Raw genomic sequence first — 16,933 nt, forward strand, 5'->3', positions numbered from 1 at the left:
GAGGGGTTATGACTGAACTCGCCCTACAGAATCATCGTCGTACAGTGTGGCATTTTATTCCGGGGCTTGCCCTGAGTGCAGTTATCACCGGGGCCGCCTTATGGGGAGGTTCCATTCCCGCCGTCGCAGGTGCCGGGTTCAGCGCCCTCACCTTAGCCATCTTATTCGGGATGGTTATCGGCAACACCGTGTATCCACAAATCTGGAAAAGCTGTGACGGTGGCGTGCTGTTTGCCAAGCAACATTTACTGCGTCTGGGGATCATCCTGTATGGTTTCCGCCTCACCTTCGCCCAAATAGCCGACGTTGGTGTCAGCGGTATCGTCATTGATGTCCTGACGCTCAGCAGCACCTTTATGCTGGCCTGTTTCCTCGGACAGAAAGTATTTGGTCTGGACAAACACACCAGTTGGTTGATTGGTGCGGGGAGCAGCATTTGTGGTGCCGCCGCGGTATTAGCCACTGAGCCGGTGGTGAAAGCAGAAGCCAGTAAGGTAACGGTCGCCGTTGCTACCGTGGTTATCTTCGGGACCATTGCTATCTTCCTGTACCCGGCAATGTATCCGCTACTGGCGCACTGGTTTAGCCCGGAAACCTACGGGATTTATATTGGCTCCACGATGCATGAAGTTGCACAGGTTGTTGCCGCCGGGCATGCAATCACCCCGGAAGCTGAAAACGCAGCCGTCATTGCTAAAATGCTGCGCGTCATGATGCTGGCTCCGTTCCTCATCATCCTGGCAGCACGTGTTAAACAACTGTCTCCGGCGACCGGCGGAGAGAAAAGTAAAATCACTATTCCGTGGTTTGCCATCCTGTTTATTGTGGTCGCGATTTTTAACTCGTTCCACCTGCTGCCACAGTCAGTGGTGAACATGCTGGTTACGCTGGACACCGTGTTGCTGGCTATGGCGATGGCAGCACTGGGGTTAACCACTCACGTGAGTGCACTGAAAAAAGCCGGTGCAAAACCTCTGCTGATGGCACTGGTGCTGTTTGTCTGGCTGATTGTGGGCGGTGGCGCGATTAACGTTGCCATCCACGCGCTGATGGCATAATCGATCACGACTCACCTCCATTAACCCGCTATACTCTTCCCTTTTGAGTATGGCGGGTTTAATTTATGAAATACATCGGAGCGCATGTAAGCGCCGCTGGCGGTCTGGCTAACGCCGCTATTCGAGCTGCAGAAATCGAAGCGACCGCATTCGCCCTGTTCACCAAAAATCAGCGCCAGTGGCGCGCCGCACCATTGACCACTGAAGTCATTGATGACTTCAAGTCAGCCTGCGAGAAATATCACTTTTCCTCCGCACAAATCCTGCCACATGATAGCTACCTGATTAACCTCGGCCATCCCGTCAGCGAGGCGCTGGAAAAATCACGCGATGCTTTTCTTGATGAAATGCAGCGCTGCGAGCAGCTTGGTTTATCCCTGCTTAACTTTCACCCGGGCAGCCACTTAATGCAGATCCCGGAAGATGAATGCCTGGCGCGTATTGCGGAATCAATCAACATTGTCCTTGCTCAGACCCAGGGCGTGACGGCAGTCATTGAAAACACCGCCGGGCAAGGCAGTAATCTTGGTTTTAAGTTCGAGCATCTGGCGGCAATCATCGACGGCGTCGAGGATAAATCCCGTGTAGGTGTCTGCATCGACACCTGCCACGCCTTCGCGGCCGGTTACGATTTGCGTTCCGCTGACGAGTGTGAAAAGACATTCGCTGAATTTGAACGTATTGTCGGCTTTAACTATTTACGCGGTATGCACCTGAACGATGCCAAGAGCGCATTTGGCAGCCGCGTTGACCGCCACCATAGCTTAGGGGAAGGCAATATCGGTCACGATGCATTCCGCTGGATCATGCAGGACAGCCGTTTTGACGGCATCCCACTGGTACTGGAAACCATCAACCCTGATATCTGGGCCGAAGAAATTGCATGGCTGAAAGCGCAGCAAACTGAAAAGGCGGTTGCATAATCATGAACGACAGGGAAAAGCAGATCCTTAAGATCCTGCGACGCAATCCGCTGATACAACAAAATGAAATCGCCGATATTTTGCAGATCAGCCGTTCGCGCGTCGCCGCACATATTATGGATTTGATGCGCAAAGGAATGATCAAAGGTAAAGGTTATATCCTTACCGAACAAGATTATTGCGTCGTCGTCGGGGCAATAAACATGGATATTCGTGGTGTCGCTGACATCCACTATCCTCAAGCCGCATCTAACCCCGGCAGCATCCACTGTTCTGCTGGCGGCGTGGGGCGAAACATCGCCCACAACCTGGCACTACTGGGCCGTGACGTGCATTTAATTTCCGCGGTTGGCAGCGATTTCTATGGCGAAACGCTGCTGGAACAGACCCGTCAGGCTGGTGTTAACGTTTCCAACTGTATTCGTCTGCATGGACATAACACCTCCACCTACTTGTCGATCGCGAATCAGCAGGAAGAGACCGTACTGGCGATTAACGATACCCACATTCTGCAACAGCTAACGCCGCAGTTGCTGAACGGTTCACGGGATCTTATCCGCCATTCCGGCGTCGTGCTGGCAGATTGCAACCTGACGGCTGAAGCCATCGAGTGGGTATTTACTATTGCTGATGACATTCCGGTATTTATTGATACCGTTTCAGAGTTCAAAGCAGCAAAAATGAAGACCTGGTTTACACGTATTCATACGCTCAAACCCACGCAGAAAGAGCTTGGCATTTTATGGGGTAAGCCTGTCCAGTCGGATGCGGATCGCGTGCAGGCCGTCAACGACCTCCATCAACAGGGGGTAAAACGCATCTTTGTATGTCTGGAGGACGAATCCGTTTTTTGCAGCGAAAAGGACGGAGAGCAATTTTTACTGACACCGCCGAAGCATACAGTGATAGACAGCTTCGGTGCCGATGACGCATTTATGGCGGGATTGTTATACAGCTTTCTGGAAGGCAGTGAGTTCCGCGAAAGCGCGCAGTTTGCAATGGCCTGTGCAGCATTATCACGCGCCAGCGTCAGTATTAACAACCCGACGCTCTCTGCCGATAATGCCCTGTATTTGCTGAAAACCGCTTAGAGGTAATGCCGGATGGCGCTACGCTTATCCGGCCTACAAACAACGACACTTCCTCGCAAACTGCTACCACCTGGCCTACAAGCAACAACTCTTCCTCGTAGGCTGGATAAGGCGTTAGCCGTCATCCGGCAAAGCATCCGGCTATGCTAAACCAATAAAGAAACCGGCTATTGTGGCGCTCATCAGGTTAGAAAGCGTTGCCGCAGCCAGTGCTCTCATCCCAAGCTGTGCGATTTCCGGTGCGCGCTGTGGCGCAATGGCTGAAAACGCACCGACGACGACACCAATCGAACCAAAGTTTGCAAAACCACACAGGGCAAACGAAATAATCGCAATGGTCTTCACATCCAACGTCCCACCCGTTTGCAGGTACGGTGAGAAGTTGAGATAAGCGACAAACTCATTAATCGCCAGCTTCTGCCCGATCAGGCTCCCCGCCAGCGTTGCATCGCTCCAGTCCACCCCCATAATCCATGCCAGCGGAGCCAGGATATAGCCAAAAATGCCTTCCAGGGTCGCGTGACCGAAGCCAAACCAACCGCCAACGCCACCAATAATGCCGTTAATTAACGCAATAATAGCGACAAATGCCATTACCACCGTCGCAACGCCTGCGGCAATCTTCAGCCCGGTCATCGCCCCGCTCGCCGCCGCTTCGATGATGCTTTTCGGTGGTGTCTCAGTAAACGACAGATTCTCGAAGGTAACGCGAGATTCTTCTGTTGCCGGGCTCAACATACGCGCGAACAAAATCCCGCCAGGAATTGCCATCAATGATGCCGCCAACAAATAATCGATGGGGACCCCCATTCCGGCGTAACCGATCATCATTGAACCCGCAATAGACGCCATCCCGCTACAAATTGCAGTAAACAGCTCATTGCGATTCAGGCGATCAATAAAGGGTTTCACGATTGCCGGAATTTCGTTTTGCCCGAGAAAAATCGTCGTCACCGCAACAAATGATTCGATTTTACTGATGTTCAGCGCTTTCTGGAAAATACCACCGAGAATACGGATCAACAGTCCCATTACGCCAATGTAGTAAAGCAGGCTTATCAGCGCGGTAACAAAAATGATGGCAGGGAGAACCCGGAAGGCAAAGATAAAACCGGCACCGTCAAACAGCACATCCATTTTAGGACCGACCAACGAGCCAAAAATAAATGCACTTCCTGCATCGCTATATGACATGACCTTGTGGACGCCGAGTGCCGCCTGTTCAACCAGCCATTTCCCCGGAGGGAAATACAACATGATACCGCCAATGGCGATTTGCAGAACCAACGCAGCACCAACGGTACGCAGGCTAATACGTTTTTTATTTACTGACAGCAGAAACGCGATGGCCAGTAATACCACCATACCCACAACACTTCTCATTATATCCATAATGAAATCCCTTCATGCCAGGAAACCCGGCGCTAACGCCAGGTTTTGGTAGGTTTGATATTCACGGGCGACCACTTTCTGCCCGGTACATTCGGTCAGGCGAGGCGTTGATATTCCTTCGCAATCTCGCAAGCCAGTACGGCGTTGTTGAACACCAACTGAATGTTAGATTTCAGACTGTCGCCTCCGGTCAGTTCCGCAACCCGTGCCAGAAGGAACGGCGTGCTATCTTTGCCCACAACGCCCTGCTCTTCAGCTTCCTTCACTGCCCTATCGATTGCCGCGTTAATTTTTTCCTCTGCCATTGCAAACTGTTCAGGGATTGGGTTTGCGACAACCAGGCCGCCGTTCAGGCCGGTTTGCCATTTCACCGCCATCGCACGGGCAATTTCTTTTGCGCTGTCCAGACGAATGCTGACGTCAAACGGGCTGGTGCGGCAGAAAAATGCTGGCAGTGATGTTGTCTGATAACCAATGAGCGGTACACCGAAGGTTTCTAAATATTCGGTTGTTAATCCGAGATCGAGAATAGATTTTGCCCCTGCGCAAATAACCGTGACATTGGTATGTGCCAGTTCTTGTAGATCCGCAGAAATATCAAATGTATGCTCAGCCCCACGGTGAACACCGCCGATACCTCCGGTTGCAAATACTTTAATTCCCGCCATAGCGGCAATAATCATGGTAGAGGCAACGGTAGTCGCACCATTTTTCCCCGCCGCGACAACAAACGGTAAATCTCGACGACTTACTTTAGCAACGTTATGCCCTTCACGTCCCAAAAGCTCAATTTCGTCTTTACTCAAGCCAACTTTCATTACTCCGCCAATAATGGCAATGGTTGCAGGCACAGCACCATGTTTGCGAATAGTTTCTTCTACTTCAATTGCTGTCTGCGCATTCTGTGGAAATGGCATGCCATGGGAAATAATGGTTGATTCAAGTGCAACAATGGGTTTTTTACTGTTTAATGCTTCCTGAACTTCTGGAGATATTTGTAATAATTCAGAGGAAAGAGTTAATTCAGACATTCTGTGTTCTCCACTAATGAGCTAACATTCGCAACAGACAAATCAGGGTTATTGGTATATTCACAGGCCAGTGCCATCGATGAGCAACCCTGCGCAAATCGAACCGAATCAATAAAGGGCAAACCGTCTACCCAGCAGGATGCCAGTCCTGCCATCATGGCATCACCCGCCCCCGTAACATTAATGACGTGAGTTTTAATGGGCAGCGACCAGCCGCTACACCCCGAGATATCACTATAATAAACACCGTCCCCCCCCATGCTGAGCACCAGGCGGTTTAGGCCGCGTTCATGAAACCACGTGGCAACTTTGCCAACATCCTCTCGCCCGGAGAGGGCAATACCACTCAGGGTTTCAGCTTCAAGTCGATTAGGTTTTAAGGTGTGGATTTTGCCGAGTTGTTCGCGAATTTTAACGCACTTCCATGCCGATACCGGGTCAACAAACACCGGTACCTCACCCGCGTTTTCCAACACCCATGTCAGCGCGTCTTCGCTGATATTACAGTCAGCAACAATAACTTTTGCTGCACGAATAAAATCACGATGTTGCGACAAAAAATCCGCTGAAATGTGGTCAGTAATACTCATATCATTAATGGCAACCAGCATCTCACCGGTATTATCAAGCAGCGACAAATAGCTTGATGTATTTTCTCCAGCAACAATCAGGCATTTTTCGACATGAACACCAGATTGATTAGTTTGCGCCAGCAGTGATTGCCCATAGAAATCGTTACCAACGGCAGTCAGTAACCATGAATCTTTCCCCAGCAGCGCCAAATTATGAGCGATATTGCGTCCCACGCCGCCTGGCGTAAATTTTATTTTTCCCGGATTCGAGTCCGCATAATTCAGAGAAGCATGCGAATACCCGGCGACATCCATATTGGCCGAGCCAATGGTTACTATGTATTCCTTTTCACGCATAGCACGTCCCCTGGCAATATAATTACCACTAATGAGTTCGTCAGAAATAACCCTTGCCACCAAAAGGATTATTAGAGCACATGTTCACTATCAAACACGTGTTCATGTTAGCCAGGTTTTTTGTAAAGTAAATCCATCCGCAAGATCTAAAATAAATAGATATGAACAGAGTCACAATTTTTTATAGATACAGTTTGCAAGGGAGAGAAAAAATGAGAGACAGAACACAAATTGAACAATCCAGAAAAAAAACCTCCGGATAACCGGAGGTTTTTCAGATGCGCCAGGCGGACTGCGTGCATTAACTGAGCGAAACCAGATCCTCCGGCATGTGGTTGTACAAAATCCGCCAGAAGTGCTCAGCCGTTTTATTCAGGCGGGTGTCCATCCGGTAAATATAGGCCTGAATAGGCACCATCAGTTCCGGCGTCTGCAGACAAACCAGCCGCTTGTCGCGCAGTTCGTTTACGATAGTCCACGCCGGTAGCCAGGCGATACCATGCCCATCTAATGCCATATTTTTCAATAACTCACTCATCGAAGACATAAACAGAGTACGAGCAGAAATGCCCCCCACTTCCGCCAGATGACGGTTTACCAATCTTCCCATGTAGGATGTGCTGGTATAGTTCAGGATCGGCGCCTGCGGCTGATAGATATCAAACAACGCCTTCCCCTGCGCGTCAGTCGCACAGACGGGATACAGCTCAGACTCAAAAACCTTCAAACCGCAGAAAGGTGACTGCATTAAATCTTCATCCCGAAAGGAGATAATAAAATCACTTTTCCCTTCACGCAGGGTATTCACCGCTTGCACCACATCAATCGCCTCGACGTGATAAACAAACTCTTCCCCCCAGGCCGCCATTGAGTGCACTAATCTGGGCAACATAGTCAGCGACAGAGAATGTGCCGCCGCTATTTTGATATTGGGTACCCCAAGCAGGTTGTGCCCACTTAGCTCATCCAGATTGCATTCCAGCTGTTGCAGCAGACTACGGGTTTGCGAATGGAATAACTTACCCTCCTCCGTGAGTTGCAGTGGGCTCGTCGTGCGATCAAAAAGCTGTACCCCCACGGCTGATTCGAGCGCCTTGATCCGCCTGCTAAATGCCGGTTGGGATATATTGCGTTCCTCGGCCGCCTGGGAAAAATGACGACACGCCTCCAGCGTCAGGAAATCATATAACCATTTTGTCTCAATATTTTTCATGCCTGTCACGCGGATGTTTAAATATGCCAATTGGCTTTAAGCATCATGCCTGAATATTTCCAGAGATGAAATTCATCATCGCCACCTGGTGATTCGTTTTTTGCATCAAGCCTTCGTTTTCAACATTACCATGCCTCCCTCCCCCTCGGCCACGACCGCTCGCCTGCCGCGTATTGTCGGACCTCAGGCTGAATATCGGCCTGCTGAGGTGACAAACGAAGCCACATCCATGCGGTTTTTGCATTGAACAAAACATTATTGCATTTCTCCTCACGCCTCACTGCTGTTAAACATGACCAGCAGATACAACGTAGCTCTGAATATTAATCATTGGTGAATTGAGGTATATATCGTGAAAGGTTTAATTGGCGTACTTGGTGGTATGGGGCCAGCGGCAACCGTCGATCTCTTTAATAAATTCGTCACCTTTACCGCGGCACAACGTGACCAGGAACATATCCCATTAATTATTTCATCTATTCCTGACATTCCTGACCGAACTGACGCGTTAATGCATCATGGTAATTCCCCACTCCCGGCAATGCGTGATTATATGCATAAACTCGAAGATGCTGGCGCGGAATGTATTGTGATCCCCTGTAATACCGCCCACTTTTGGTTTAATGAATTAAAAGAGTGCTGTCACACAGAGTTGCTCAGTATCGTTGAAACGACCATTAACGAGGTCAAGAACTGTGGAAAATCACGTATTGGACTGCTCGCCACCAACGCCACGTTGTACATGGGTCTCTATCAGAAAGGCATTGAATCGCTTGGGCTAACCTGCATCAGTCCTGACTCTGCCAGTCAGGAAAAAGTGATGGAAAGCATCTATTGCTTAAAAGCCGGTGATGCTAAGCGGGCACAAATGCTGATGAATGAACAGGCTCAGGCACTCTTTTCTCGCGGCGCACAAGTTATCGTCCTGGGATGTACGGAAGTCCCCGTCATCCTTGCTGAGGCTGTCAAAACGTCACCTGAAAAATATATTGATTCAACCGGTTCGTTGGTTCGCGCCGGTATTAAATGGTACGAGAAACGCGTTGGTAAAAATCACCTTTTGGTGCAATGAAAATCTATACCTGGCTAATTGTTGCATTAAATAAACACCCATTTTAATAACCAATTATTCTCTGGCGGAGGCCATCATGATTTGGCTGGAAATTATCGTAGTGTTAGGGGCAATATTCTTTGGCATCCGCCTTGGCGGAATTGGTATCGGTTTATGTGGCGGGCTGGGGCTGGCTATATTAACGCTGGGATTTGGGCTGCAAATTGGTTCGCCGCCCGTGGACGTTATTCTTATTATTATGACGGTTGTCGTGGCAGCATCGGCGCTACAGGCCGCCGGAGGTATGGATTATCTGGTACGTGTTGCCGGGAACTTTATGCGGCGTAACCCTAAATATATCAATATTATTGCGCCTATTATTACCTGGTCGATGACCATTATGGCGGGGACCGGATTTATTGTCTTTTCTACCCTACCGGTCATTGCCGAAGTAGCAAAAGAGTCTGGTATCCGCCCCTCACGCACACTCGCAGGGTCCGTCGTCGCCTCTCAGGTGGCAATATCCGGCTCACCGATCAGTGCTGCAATGGCTGCAATGCTGACCATCATGGAAGGAAACGGCGTCAGCTTTATACAGGTCATGGCGGTATGCCTGCCCGCCTCGTTCGTTGCCGCCATGGTGGCCGCATTCATCGCTTCACGCCAGGGGTGCGAGCTACAGGATGACGAAGTGTATCTGCAACGCCTGCAAAAAGGTCTGGTCCGTAAATATGAAAGCCAGAGTAGTACGACGCCGGGTGCCGTGCTTTCCGTCGCTCTGTTTATGCTGGCAACCATCGTCATCGTCATCCTTGCTGCCTGCCCTCAGCTACGTCCGGGATTCGACGTCGGTAGTCCGATGAATACGCGGGATATCATTATTATCTGCATGTTATCTGCCGCTTGCCTGATGGTCGTGTTATGCAAAACATCTACAGATGCCATTGTACTGACATCCACTTTTCGAGCAGGGATGAGTTCGCTGGCCGTCATTCTCGGCATTGTTACACTGGGAACCACATTCATTGACGCACACTTAGCGGAAATTAAAGACATCGCGGGTAATATTCTACAGGCCTACCCGATGCTGTTGGCTCTGGTACTGTTTGGGACCTGCGCGCTGCTCTATTCGCAGGGAGCCACCACGCCGCTGATTATCCCGCTTGCCGTCGCGCTCGGCGTACCCACCTGGGCCATTCTGGCTTCCTATGTGGCAGTGACTGGTGTGTTTGTTCTCCCCACATACCCCACTTCACTGGCGGCAATGGAGTTCGACACCACCGGGACAACACGCGTGGGCAAGTACGTCTTAAACCATCCGTTTATGTTACCAGGACTGGGTGGGATCATCGCGGGCGTTGCCTTTGGTTTTATCATCGCGCCAATGATTGCCTGACCCGTTTTATTCTGGGGGGCCGAAAGCGATATCGCCCCCTGAATGCTTCGCGACTTACCTGACCGGGTTCACCATAGCAATACCGTCTTACCTTTATCTATTTGCTTCACCTCGCTGCTTTTAATCACGCGGTGATAGCCATAGGTATCAGCATATTTTGTCAATCCTGTCCCGGAATCCTGCTCAGGTTTTCCTTGCGTCTCTATCGTTGTCCCTGATGTTGTTGTCATCACATAAGTGGTTGAGCACCCTGTAAGCAACAGCGTAGCGAGTGACAGAGAGGCAAAAATGTGCGTTTTTTTCATATTCGATTTCCGTGATGAGTTTGATTTAAGGGCACTTTATCGAATTTGGTTAAGGCAGGATGGATTATTGTGGCGGTGCCGCAACTGTCGGGATCAAAGAATAAAAAAGGGCAGAGAAATCTCTGCCCTGGGAAGTAAAGAAGGGTTAGGCTACTTTCGCAACGGCGTCCACTTCCGGGCGCTTCAGCACCGCGTAGGAGAGACCTGCCACCAGCGTACCAGCAACAATCGCCATCAGGTAACCAAGTACAGGGGTAATGGCACCAGGGATCAGCAGTACAAACAGTCCGCCGTGTGGTGCCATCAACTTCGCACCCACAGCCATTGAGATTGCTCCCGTCACCGCGCCACCGACGATACAGCATGGCAGAACACGCATCGGATCGCGTGCCGCGAACGGAATTGCCCCTTCGGTGATAAAGCACAAACCCAGAACCAGTGCCGCTTTGCCACCTTCTTGTTGTGCTTTGTCGAACTTACGACGCGCAACCAGCGTTGCCAGACCCAGAGCCAACGGTGGCACCATACCTGCCGCCATAATGGCTGCCATCGGTGCATAAGTTTGCGTACTCAGCAGACCCACCCCAAAAGCGTAGGCCGCTTTGTTCACTGGACCGCCCATGTCGGTACACATCATGCCACCAAGAATCGCGCCAAGCAGAACCGCATTCGCCGTCCCCATGGTTTGCAGCCAGTGAGTCAGGCCTTCCAGAATGCCCGCAACCGGTTTACCAATCAGGTAAATCATTGCCAGACCAACGACCAGGCTCGAAAGCAGCGGAATAATCAGAATCGGTTTCAGCGCTTCCATACTCTGTGGGAGTTTCAACTTCGTGCTGATGAGCTTCGCCACATAACCGGCAAGGAAACCGGCGATAATCCCACCGATAAAGCCAGAACCGGTGCTTACCGCCAGCATACCGCCGATAAGACCCGGCGTCAGACCGGGACGGTCTGCGATAGAAAATGCAATATAACCTGCCAGAACGGGCACCATCAGTGCGAAGGCTGAGCCCCCACCAATCTGCATCAGTGCTGCCGCCAGCGTACCTTGCTCTTTGAATGCTTCAATACCAAAGGCGAATGACAGCGCAATACACAGACCGCCCGCAACCACCATCGGCAGCATGTAAGACACACCGGTCAGCAGGTGACGATACGCGCCCGCGCCCTCTTTTTTTCCTTCGGTGGCCGCAGTCTGATTCTTCCCGGCAGGCTGGTACGGGGTCGCTTCATCCAGCGCTTTATCCAGTTCCTGCTTCGTTTTCTTCAGCGCCAGGCCCGTAGACGTGCGATACATCGGTTTTCCAGCAAATTTCGCCAGATCAACCTCAATATCAGCCGCCACAATCACCAGATCAGCCTCGGCAACCTCTTCCGGCGTAATGGCATTACCAGCCCCTACAGAGCCACGGGTTTCCACTTTCACCCACCAGCCGCGTTTTTTCGCTTCGGTTTCAATGGCTTCAGCAGCCATAAACGTATGTGCGACACCTGTTGGACAAGCTGTCACTGCCACCACACGTTTTGGACCATTGCTTGCCACTGGCGTTGCCACAACCGGCGCGCTATATGGCTGCGCATGGCCTTTTGCTTCACTGAGAAAAAGCTCGGGATGCGCAACCGCACGACCGATGTCACCCAGCCAGACCTTTTTGCCGTTCAGCGAATTGTCGACAGGCAGCTTATCGCCCAGGACAATCGCCAGCTCTGCATCATTTGGATTATCGATGATCTCCAGATGCGCTTTTTGTGCCGCCGCTCCAAGCAGGGTTTTCGCCATATAGGCGCGAGCCTGGCCGAGATTAGCGTCAATAATCAGCAGCGTTTTCATTATGCCTCTCCTGCTGTCAGTTAAACGGTTTTAAGTCGACACGCGCCATCATTGCGGCCAACTGAGGACGATCGGTAATGCCAACATTACTTTGGCTTACCGCCAGGGCGGCAACTGCCGTCGCCAGACGCAGGGTATGTTCGCTGGATTCACGCATCAGCAAGCCATAAATCAGACCGCCAACCATCGAATCACCCGCACCTACAGTGCTGACCACCTCAACTGACGGTGGTTTAGCAATCCATTCACCCGAAGCGTTAACCCATAAAGCGCCTTCCGCACCGAGTGAAATCACCACGTGCGCAATGCCTTGTTCACGCAGAGCATGTGCCGCATCGATAACATCTTTCATTTCTGGCAGCTTACGGCCAGCCCAGATTTCCAGTTCACGACGGTTTGGTTTCACCAGCCACGGAGCCGCTTTCAGCCCGGCGACCAGCGCTTCACGACTACTATCAAAGATAATGCATGGACACTGACTGCGCAGGCGCGTCATCCAGTCAGTGAATGCTTCAGGGCTCACGCCGGTCGGCAAGCTGCCGCTGACGCACACCATATCGAATTGCCCCAGCCAGCTCAGTGAGTCATTCACAAAGCGTTCCCAGTCAGCCGGCGTGACTTCAAAGCCGGAAAAATTGAAGTCAGAAACTTCACCATCTTTTTCAGTCAGCTTGACATTAATACGGGTACGCCCCTGCACCACTTGAAAACGGTTAGCGATGCCCAGTTCACTGAACAATTGCTGAAAACCATCCTGGTTGTCCTTCCCCAGAAAGCCGCCGACCGTCACGTCAATCCCCAAATCCTTAAGCACTTTTGCGACGTTAATCCCTTTTCCCGCGGCATGCAGACCGGTCGTTTTCACCAGATTGACTTCACCGCGTTCAATTTCAGGGCAAAAACCGACCAGATCATAAGCCGGGTTCAGGGTGATAGTTGCAACACGTCTGCTCATTATGCGCCCTCCCCAAGACCTGCCGCGATGGCATCGCCAATGGCTTTCAGCGCCTGTTCAGCATCCTCACCCTGTGCGGTAAAGCGCAGGTGGTGTCCTTTTTTCACGCCCAATGCCACCACTTTCATCAAACTGCGTCCATTTGCCGGTTTTCCGGTTCCATCAAGATTTGTCACGGTTATTTCACTATTAAATTGTTTAATCGTATTCACCAGCATGGTGCCCGGACGGGCATGTAAACCATGCTCATTACGCACTACAAACTCGGCACTCAGTACATCATCAGTTAATGCATCATCACTGGTCAGCAGCGCCAACACCGTCGCAGCATCCGCCTTCAGCAAACGGTCAGCTTTATTGCTCAGCAACAGATCGCCAAGACGCTTCAGCACCGCAACGGGCTGGTCATCATTCATCGCGACAGTAACCAGCAGCGCAGCAGCTTCTCCCTGCACGTCAAATGCGCTTGCCGCACGACTGACCGCGACGGCGCTGCGCACATTGCCTTCAGCACAATCATTCAGCCAGATGCCCTGACCAAGATTCATTGGTTGCTCGTTAATCGCTCTGGCCACAAAGGTGGCATCTACTGCACCGGCTTCTTTCAGACGTGCGGCGTTCAGCGCCTGCAGCGTCACCAGTGAATTGGCGACGACGTCCAACGACAGCGTTTCGTTATCAAGCTTCAGCTGCTCGCTCTGCTTTTCGCCCATCAGCAATGCACGCAACTCTTCTGCCGTGGTGGCGGATTTCAACTGTTCCGCAACCGAGTCATCACTCAATACATGAGTCAGCTGACGCAGCAACCCAAGGTGTTCATCTGAGCTGGCTGCAATGCCGATTGCCACATACGCAACCTGACCTTCGCCCCACGTCACACCTTGCGGAAACTGAAACACCTGAACCCCGGTTTTCAGCACCTGATCGCGTGTATCTGTCGTACCGTGAGGAATGGCAATACCATTGCCGAGAAACGTCGATGTTTGTTGTTCGCGTGCCAGCATGCCATTGACATAGCCGTCCGCAACGTTGCCCGCTTGCACCAGGGCTGCGGCAACCTGGCGAATAGCCTCTTCTTTGTTCCCGGCCTGTTCGCCCGGGTGAATATCCTGAACAGATAACTGGAACATGATTCTCCTCTCCTGCTGAATTGAAACGATTCAGCTAACATGAGAAAAAAGGCGTCACCCGACTCCATCAGTTAAGGCAAGATGACGCTGAAACGTTTCAAGGAGTCTGGATCTTTCTGCTTCAGCACGCAAGTAAAGTTAACAATTAACTTGCTGAATTTAGATATACCGCACATTTTCTCGACGGCTCTTTGAAACAAGCTGACGCAAAAACGTGTTCAGCTACCCAACTTCAGCATCGTCAGCATGTGGACTTCTCAGACTGAAATGACATTTTGATTTTCCATATCGATTTTGATTTAGTGCCCTGTTTATTTTCTGGCGAGCAGCGTAAACTCCGCCTCTCTTCACTCCACTGATAGCTAAACATGCATAACACCCCCGTAGCCGCCACACCCAAGGCGTTTGATTTAACGTCTTCGGCGTTCCTGCTTGTCGCTTTTCTCACGGGTATCGCCGGGGCATTGCAGACACCTACGCTCAGCCTTTTTCTGACCGATGAAGTCCATGCTCGTCCGGGAATGGTGGGCTTCTTTTTTACCGGGAGCGCCGTCATCGGCATTTTGGTAAGTCAGTTTCTGGCCGGACGCTCTGACAAAAAAGGCGATCGTAAAAACCTGATCGTTTTTTGCTGCGTACTTGGCATGCTGGCCTGCGTGCTGTTTGCCTGGAACCGAAACTATTTTATTTTGCTGTTTGTCGGTGTATTCCTCAGTAGCTTTGGCTCCACCGCCAACCCGCAAATGTTTGCTCTCGCCCGTGAACATGCCGATCGCACTGGCCGGGAAGCCGTCATGTTCAGCTCTATTTTACGTGCTCAGGTTTCACTGGCATGGGTGATCGGCCCACCGTTGGCTTACGCGCTGGCCATGGGGTTCAGCTTTACGGTGATGTATCTCAGCGCCGCGGTGGCATTTGTTGTCTGCGGCGTGATGGTTTGGTTTTTCTTACCGTCAATGAACAAAAGCGTACCTCTCGCGACAGGTGCGGTTGAGGCTCCACGCCGTAATCGTCGTGATACGCTGCTGCTTTTTGCTATCTGTACATTAATGTGGGGCACCAACAGCCTCTATATCATTAATATGCCGCTGTTTATCATCAACGAACTGCATCTACCTGAAAAACTCGCCGGTATCATGATGGGCACCGCAGCAGGGTTGGAAATCCCAACCATGCTGATTGCCGGATATTTTGCGAAACGTCTGGGCAAACGTCTGTTGATGAGAATTGCCGCCATCGCCGGGTTCTTTTTTTATGCGGGCATGCTGTTGGCACATTCGCCGGCGGTTTTGCTCGGCTTACAGTTGCTGAACGCGATTTACATCGGCATCCTCGGCGGGATTGGCATGCTTTATTTTCAGGATTTGATGCCGGGACAGGCGGGATCAGCCACAACGCTGTACACCAATACCATCCGCGTAGGCTGGATCATTGCCGGCTCGTTGGCAGGTATTGCTGCAGAAATCTGGAATTACCACGCCGTATTCTGGTTTGCGCTGGTGATGATCGTCGCGACGGTTGTGTGCCTGGTGCGCATCAAAGACGTTTAAGGTGCAGTCAACGCTTCAAGCTCAATAAGGTACAGCATGGCCTGGTGTGTCGTTTTACCGCACATTTCCGCACTGGGTTGCAAACCGGCACACACTTTTGGGCGCAACGGAGACGCAAAAATCTTACAGCGCAGGGATTCATCTAGCTGAACGCATGGCGTATTGGCGGGCTTGCCATCAGGCATGCCAGGGATAGGGCTGGAGATAGAAGGCGCAGTGCAACATGCGCCACAATCCGGACGGCATTCCATACAGTATTCTCTTTAGGGTAAACCATCGGATTGTTCAGGTAGCGAACAGTATACACAAATTCATTCGGCGTACCTCAAGATGGCATGCACACAGCCAACAACGAGGTAACCAGAAGGGCGGAGTGTATACCACCTTTTTTGCACCAGCAAAAGTGTGAATTCCGCTTGCCTGAATGCCCCGGCGCGAGTAGTTTGACGCGATATTTTAGACACTCCTCACTACAGGATTTTTTCGATGCCAAGAGCGAACGAAATTAAAAAAGGTATGGTACTGAATTACAACGGCAAGCTGCTGATTGTAAAAGATATCGATATTCAATCACCGTCCGCACGTGGTGCAGCTACGCTGTACAAAATGCGTTTTTCTGATGTCCGTACTGGTCTGAAAGTTGAAGAGCGCTTCAAAGGCGACGATATCGTGGATACCGTCACCCTGAGCCGCCGCGGGGTTGATTTCTCCTACGTCGATGGCAACGAATATGTCTTTATGGATAAAGAAGACTATACCCCGTATACCTTCACCAAAGACCAGATCGAAGAAGAGCTGCTGTTCATCCCGGAAGGCGGGATGCCGGACATGCAGGTACTGACCTGGGACGGCCAATTACTGGCGCTTGAACTGCCGCAGACCGTAGATCTGGAAATCGTTGAAACCGCACCGGGTATTAAAGGTGCTTCAGCGAGTGCGCGCAACAAGCCAGCAACCCTGAGCACCGGCCTGGTGATCCAGGTTCCTGAGTATCTGAGTGCAAGTGAGAAAATCCGTATTCATATCGAAGAACGCCGCTATATGGGTCGCGCAGACTAATATCTCTGCCACACAT

At 51.1% G+C, this 16,933-nt stretch carries 16 protein-coding genes; 7 read left to right on the plus strand and 9 right to left on the minus strand.

Annotation, left to right across the window (positions count from 1 at the left end; translation table 11 throughout):
- Positions 1 to 8: 8 nt before the first annotated feature.
- From NNO02_RS05400 to NNO02_RS05410, 3 genes are all read left to right on the plus strand, one after another.
- Positions 9 to 1,058, plus strand: a complete 1,050-nt coding sequence (locus NNO02_RS05400) for a YeiH family protein (protein ID WP_137383674.1) — start codon at positions 9 to 11, stop codon at positions 1,056 to 1,058.
- 65 nt (positions 1,059 to 1,123) lie between these two features.
- A complete protein-coding gene (gene nfo / locus NNO02_RS05405; RefSeq protein ID WP_271440068.1) occupies positions 1,124 to 1,981 on the plus strand; it encodes a deoxyribonuclease IV in 858 nt (285 codons plus the stop codon).
- Positions 1,982 to 1,983: 2 nt separating this feature from the next.
- A complete protein-coding gene (locus tag NNO02_RS05410; protein WP_271454355.1) occupies positions 1,984 to 3,072 on the plus strand; it encodes a sugar kinase in 1,089 nt (362 codons plus the stop codon).
- Positions 3,073 to 3,213: 141 nt separating this feature from the next.
- Here NNO02_RS05410 and NNO02_RS05415 read toward each other — a convergent pair whose 3' ends face one another.
- From NNO02_RS05415 to hypT, 4 genes are all read right to left on the minus strand, one after another.
- Positions 3,214 to 4,464, minus strand: coding sequence for a NupC/NupG family nucleoside CNT transporter (locus NNO02_RS05415; RefSeq protein ID WP_040230612.1), 1,251 nt, complete (start codon positions 4,462 to 4,464; stop codon positions 3,214 to 3,216).
- A gap of 95 nt (positions 4,465 to 4,559) precedes the next feature.
- Positions 4,560 to 5,495, minus strand: a complete 936-nt coding sequence (locus tag NNO02_RS05420) for a pseudouridine-5'-phosphate glycosidase (protein WP_048211160.1) — start codon at positions 5,493 to 5,495, stop codon at positions 4,560 to 4,562.
- Positions 5,483 to 6,424, minus strand: a complete 942-nt coding sequence (locus NNO02_RS05425) for a pseudouridine kinase (RefSeq protein ID WP_271454356.1) — start codon at positions 6,422 to 6,424, stop codon at positions 5,483 to 5,485. Before NNO02_RS05425 ends, NNO02_RS05420 begins: the two co-directional genes overlap by 13 nt.
- Before the next feature lie 301 nt (positions 6,425 to 6,725).
- Entirely contained in the window at positions 6,726 to 7,637 is a 912-nt protein-coding gene (gene hypT / locus NNO02_RS05430) for a hypochlorite stress DNA-binding transcriptional regulator HypT (protein WP_271454357.1), read from the minus strand.
- A gap of 352 nt (positions 7,638 to 7,989) precedes the next feature.
- Here hypT and NNO02_RS05435 point away from each other — a divergent pair, with 352 nt between their 5' ends.
- Both NNO02_RS05435 and NNO02_RS05440 read left to right on the plus strand, forming a co-directional pair.
- Complete coding sequence (locus tag NNO02_RS05435) at positions 7,990 to 8,709, plus strand: aspartate/glutamate racemase family protein (protein ID WP_137384075.1); 720 nt, start codon at positions 7,990 to 7,992, stop codon at positions 8,707 to 8,709.
- A 76-nt stretch (positions 8,710 to 8,785) separates the two neighbouring features.
- Entirely contained in the window at positions 8,786 to 10,084 is a 1,299-nt protein-coding gene (locus tag NNO02_RS05440) for an anaerobic C4-dicarboxylate transporter (protein WP_271440072.1), read from the plus strand.
- Between the two features lie 68 nt (positions 10,085 to 10,152).
- On the opposite strand, the gene NNO02_RS05445 is transcribed toward NNO02_RS05440, so the two are convergent.
- The 4 genes from NNO02_RS05445 to fruB form a co-directional block, all read right to left on the minus strand.
- Entirely contained in the window at positions 10,153 to 10,389 is a 237-nt protein-coding gene (locus tag NNO02_RS05445) for a YgdI/YgdR family lipoprotein (RefSeq protein WP_271440073.1), read from the minus strand.
- Between the two features lie 145 nt (positions 10,390 to 10,534).
- On the minus strand, positions 10,535 to 12,223 hold the full coding sequence (gene fruA, locus NNO02_RS05450; protein ID WP_271454358.1) for a PTS fructose transporter subunit IIBC: 1,689 nt from the start codon (positions 12,221 to 12,223) through the stop codon (positions 10,535 to 10,537).
- A 16-nt stretch (positions 12,224 to 12,239) separates the two neighbouring features.
- Positions 12,240 to 13,178: a 1-phosphofructokinase gene (gene fruK, locus NNO02_RS05455; RefSeq protein WP_003027446.1), complete on the minus strand. Its 939-nt coding sequence runs from the start codon at positions 13,176 to 13,178 to the stop codon at positions 12,240 to 12,242.
- Positions 13,178 to 14,308: a fused PTS fructose transporter subunit IIA/HPr protein gene (gene fruB, locus NNO02_RS05460; RefSeq protein ID WP_137384080.1), complete on the minus strand. Its 1,131-nt coding sequence runs from the start codon at positions 14,306 to 14,308 to the stop codon at positions 13,178 to 13,180. The genes fruK and fruB overlap by 1 nt, the downstream gene beginning before the upstream one ends.
- Positions 14,309 to 14,676: 368 nt before the next feature.
- Between fruB and setB the strand changes: the two genes are divergently transcribed.
- The gene (setB, locus tag NNO02_RS05465) at positions 14,677 to 15,858 is read left to right on the plus strand and encodes a sugar efflux transporter SetB (protein ID WP_271440075.1); all 1,182 of its coding nucleotides are present in this window, start codon (positions 14,677 to 14,679) and stop codon (positions 15,856 to 15,858) included.
- On the opposite strand, the gene NNO02_RS05470 is transcribed toward setB, so the two are convergent.
- Positions 15,855 to 16,109 carry a YkgJ family cysteine cluster protein gene (locus NNO02_RS05470; RefSeq protein ID WP_005129254.1) on the minus strand — a complete coding sequence of 85 codons (255 nt, stop codon included), beginning with the start codon at positions 16,107 to 16,109 and terminating at the stop codon, positions 15,855 to 15,857. The two genes, setB and NNO02_RS05470, sit on opposite strands and share 4 nt — an antisense overlap.
- Before the next feature lie 235 nt (positions 16,110 to 16,344).
- On the opposite strand from NNO02_RS05470, the gene yeiP reads away from it, so the two are divergent.
- On the plus strand, positions 16,345 to 16,917 hold the full coding sequence (gene yeiP / locus NNO02_RS05475; RefSeq protein ID WP_271454359.1) for an elongation factor P-like protein YeiP: 573 nt from the start codon (positions 16,345 to 16,347) through the stop codon (positions 16,915 to 16,917).
- Positions 16,918 to 16,933: the final 16 nt, after the last annotated feature.

The sequence above is a fragment of the Citrobacter sp. Awk 2 genome (genome assembly GCF_028069815.1).
Lineage (GTDB): Bacteria > Pseudomonadota > Gammaproteobacteria > Enterobacterales > Enterobacteriaceae > Citrobacter.

Bases quoted from the DNA above. Each gene is read 5' to 3' on its own strand.
- NNO02_RS05445 (WP_271440073.1), bottom strand. From the start codon at position 10,389: ATGAAAAAAACGCACATTTTTGCCTCTCTGTCACTCGCTACGCTGTTG.
- NNO02_RS05425 (WP_271454356.1), bottom strand. From the start codon at position 6,424: ATGCGTGAAAAGGAATACATAGTAACCATTGGCTCGGCCAATATGGAT.
- fruB (WP_137384080.1), bottom strand. From the start codon at position 14,308: ATGTTCCAGTTATCTGTTCAGGATATTCACCCGGGCGAACAGGCCGGG.
- nfo (WP_271440068.1), top strand. From the start codon at position 1,124: ATGAAATACATCGGAGCGCATGTAAGCGCCGCTGGCGGTCTGGCTAAC.
- NNO02_RS05440 (WP_271440072.1), top strand. From the start codon at position 8,786: ATGATTTGGCTGGAAATTATCGTAGTGTTAGGGGCAATATTCTTTGGC.
- fruK (WP_003027446.1), bottom strand. From the start codon at position 13,178: ATGAGCAGACGTGTTGCAACTATCACCCTGAACCCGGCTTATGATCTG.
- NNO02_RS05400 (WP_137383674.1), top strand. From the start codon at position 9: ATGACTGAACTCGCCCTACAGAATCATCGTCGTACAGTGTGGCATTTT.
- fruA (WP_271454358.1), bottom strand. From the start codon at position 12,223: ATGAAAACGCTGCTGATTATTGACGCTAATCTCGGCCAGGCTCGCGCC.
- NNO02_RS05410 (WP_271454355.1), top strand. From the start codon at position 1,984: ATGAACGACAGGGAAAAGCAGATCCTTAAGATCCTGCGACGCAATCCG.
- hypT (WP_271454357.1), bottom strand. From the start codon at position 7,637: ATGAAAAATATTGAGACAAAATGGTTATATGATTTCCTGACGCTGGAG.
- NNO02_RS05420 (WP_048211160.1), bottom strand. From the start codon at position 5,495: ATGTCTGAATTAACTCTTTCCTCTGAATTATTACAAATATCTCCAGAA.
- yeiP (WP_271454359.1), top strand. From the start codon at position 16,345: ATGCCAAGAGCGAACGAAATTAAAAAAGGTATGGTACTGAATTACAAC.
- setB (WP_271440075.1), top strand. From the start codon at position 14,677: ATGCATAACACCCCCGTAGCCGCCACACCCAAGGCGTTTGATTTAACG.
- NNO02_RS05415 (WP_040230612.1), bottom strand. From the start codon at position 4,464: ATGGATATAATGAGAAGTGTTGTGGGTATGGTGGTATTACTGGCCATC.
- NNO02_RS05470 (WP_005129254.1), bottom strand. From the start codon at position 16,109: ATGGAATGCCGTCCGGATTGTGGCGCATGTTGCACTGCGCCTTCTATC.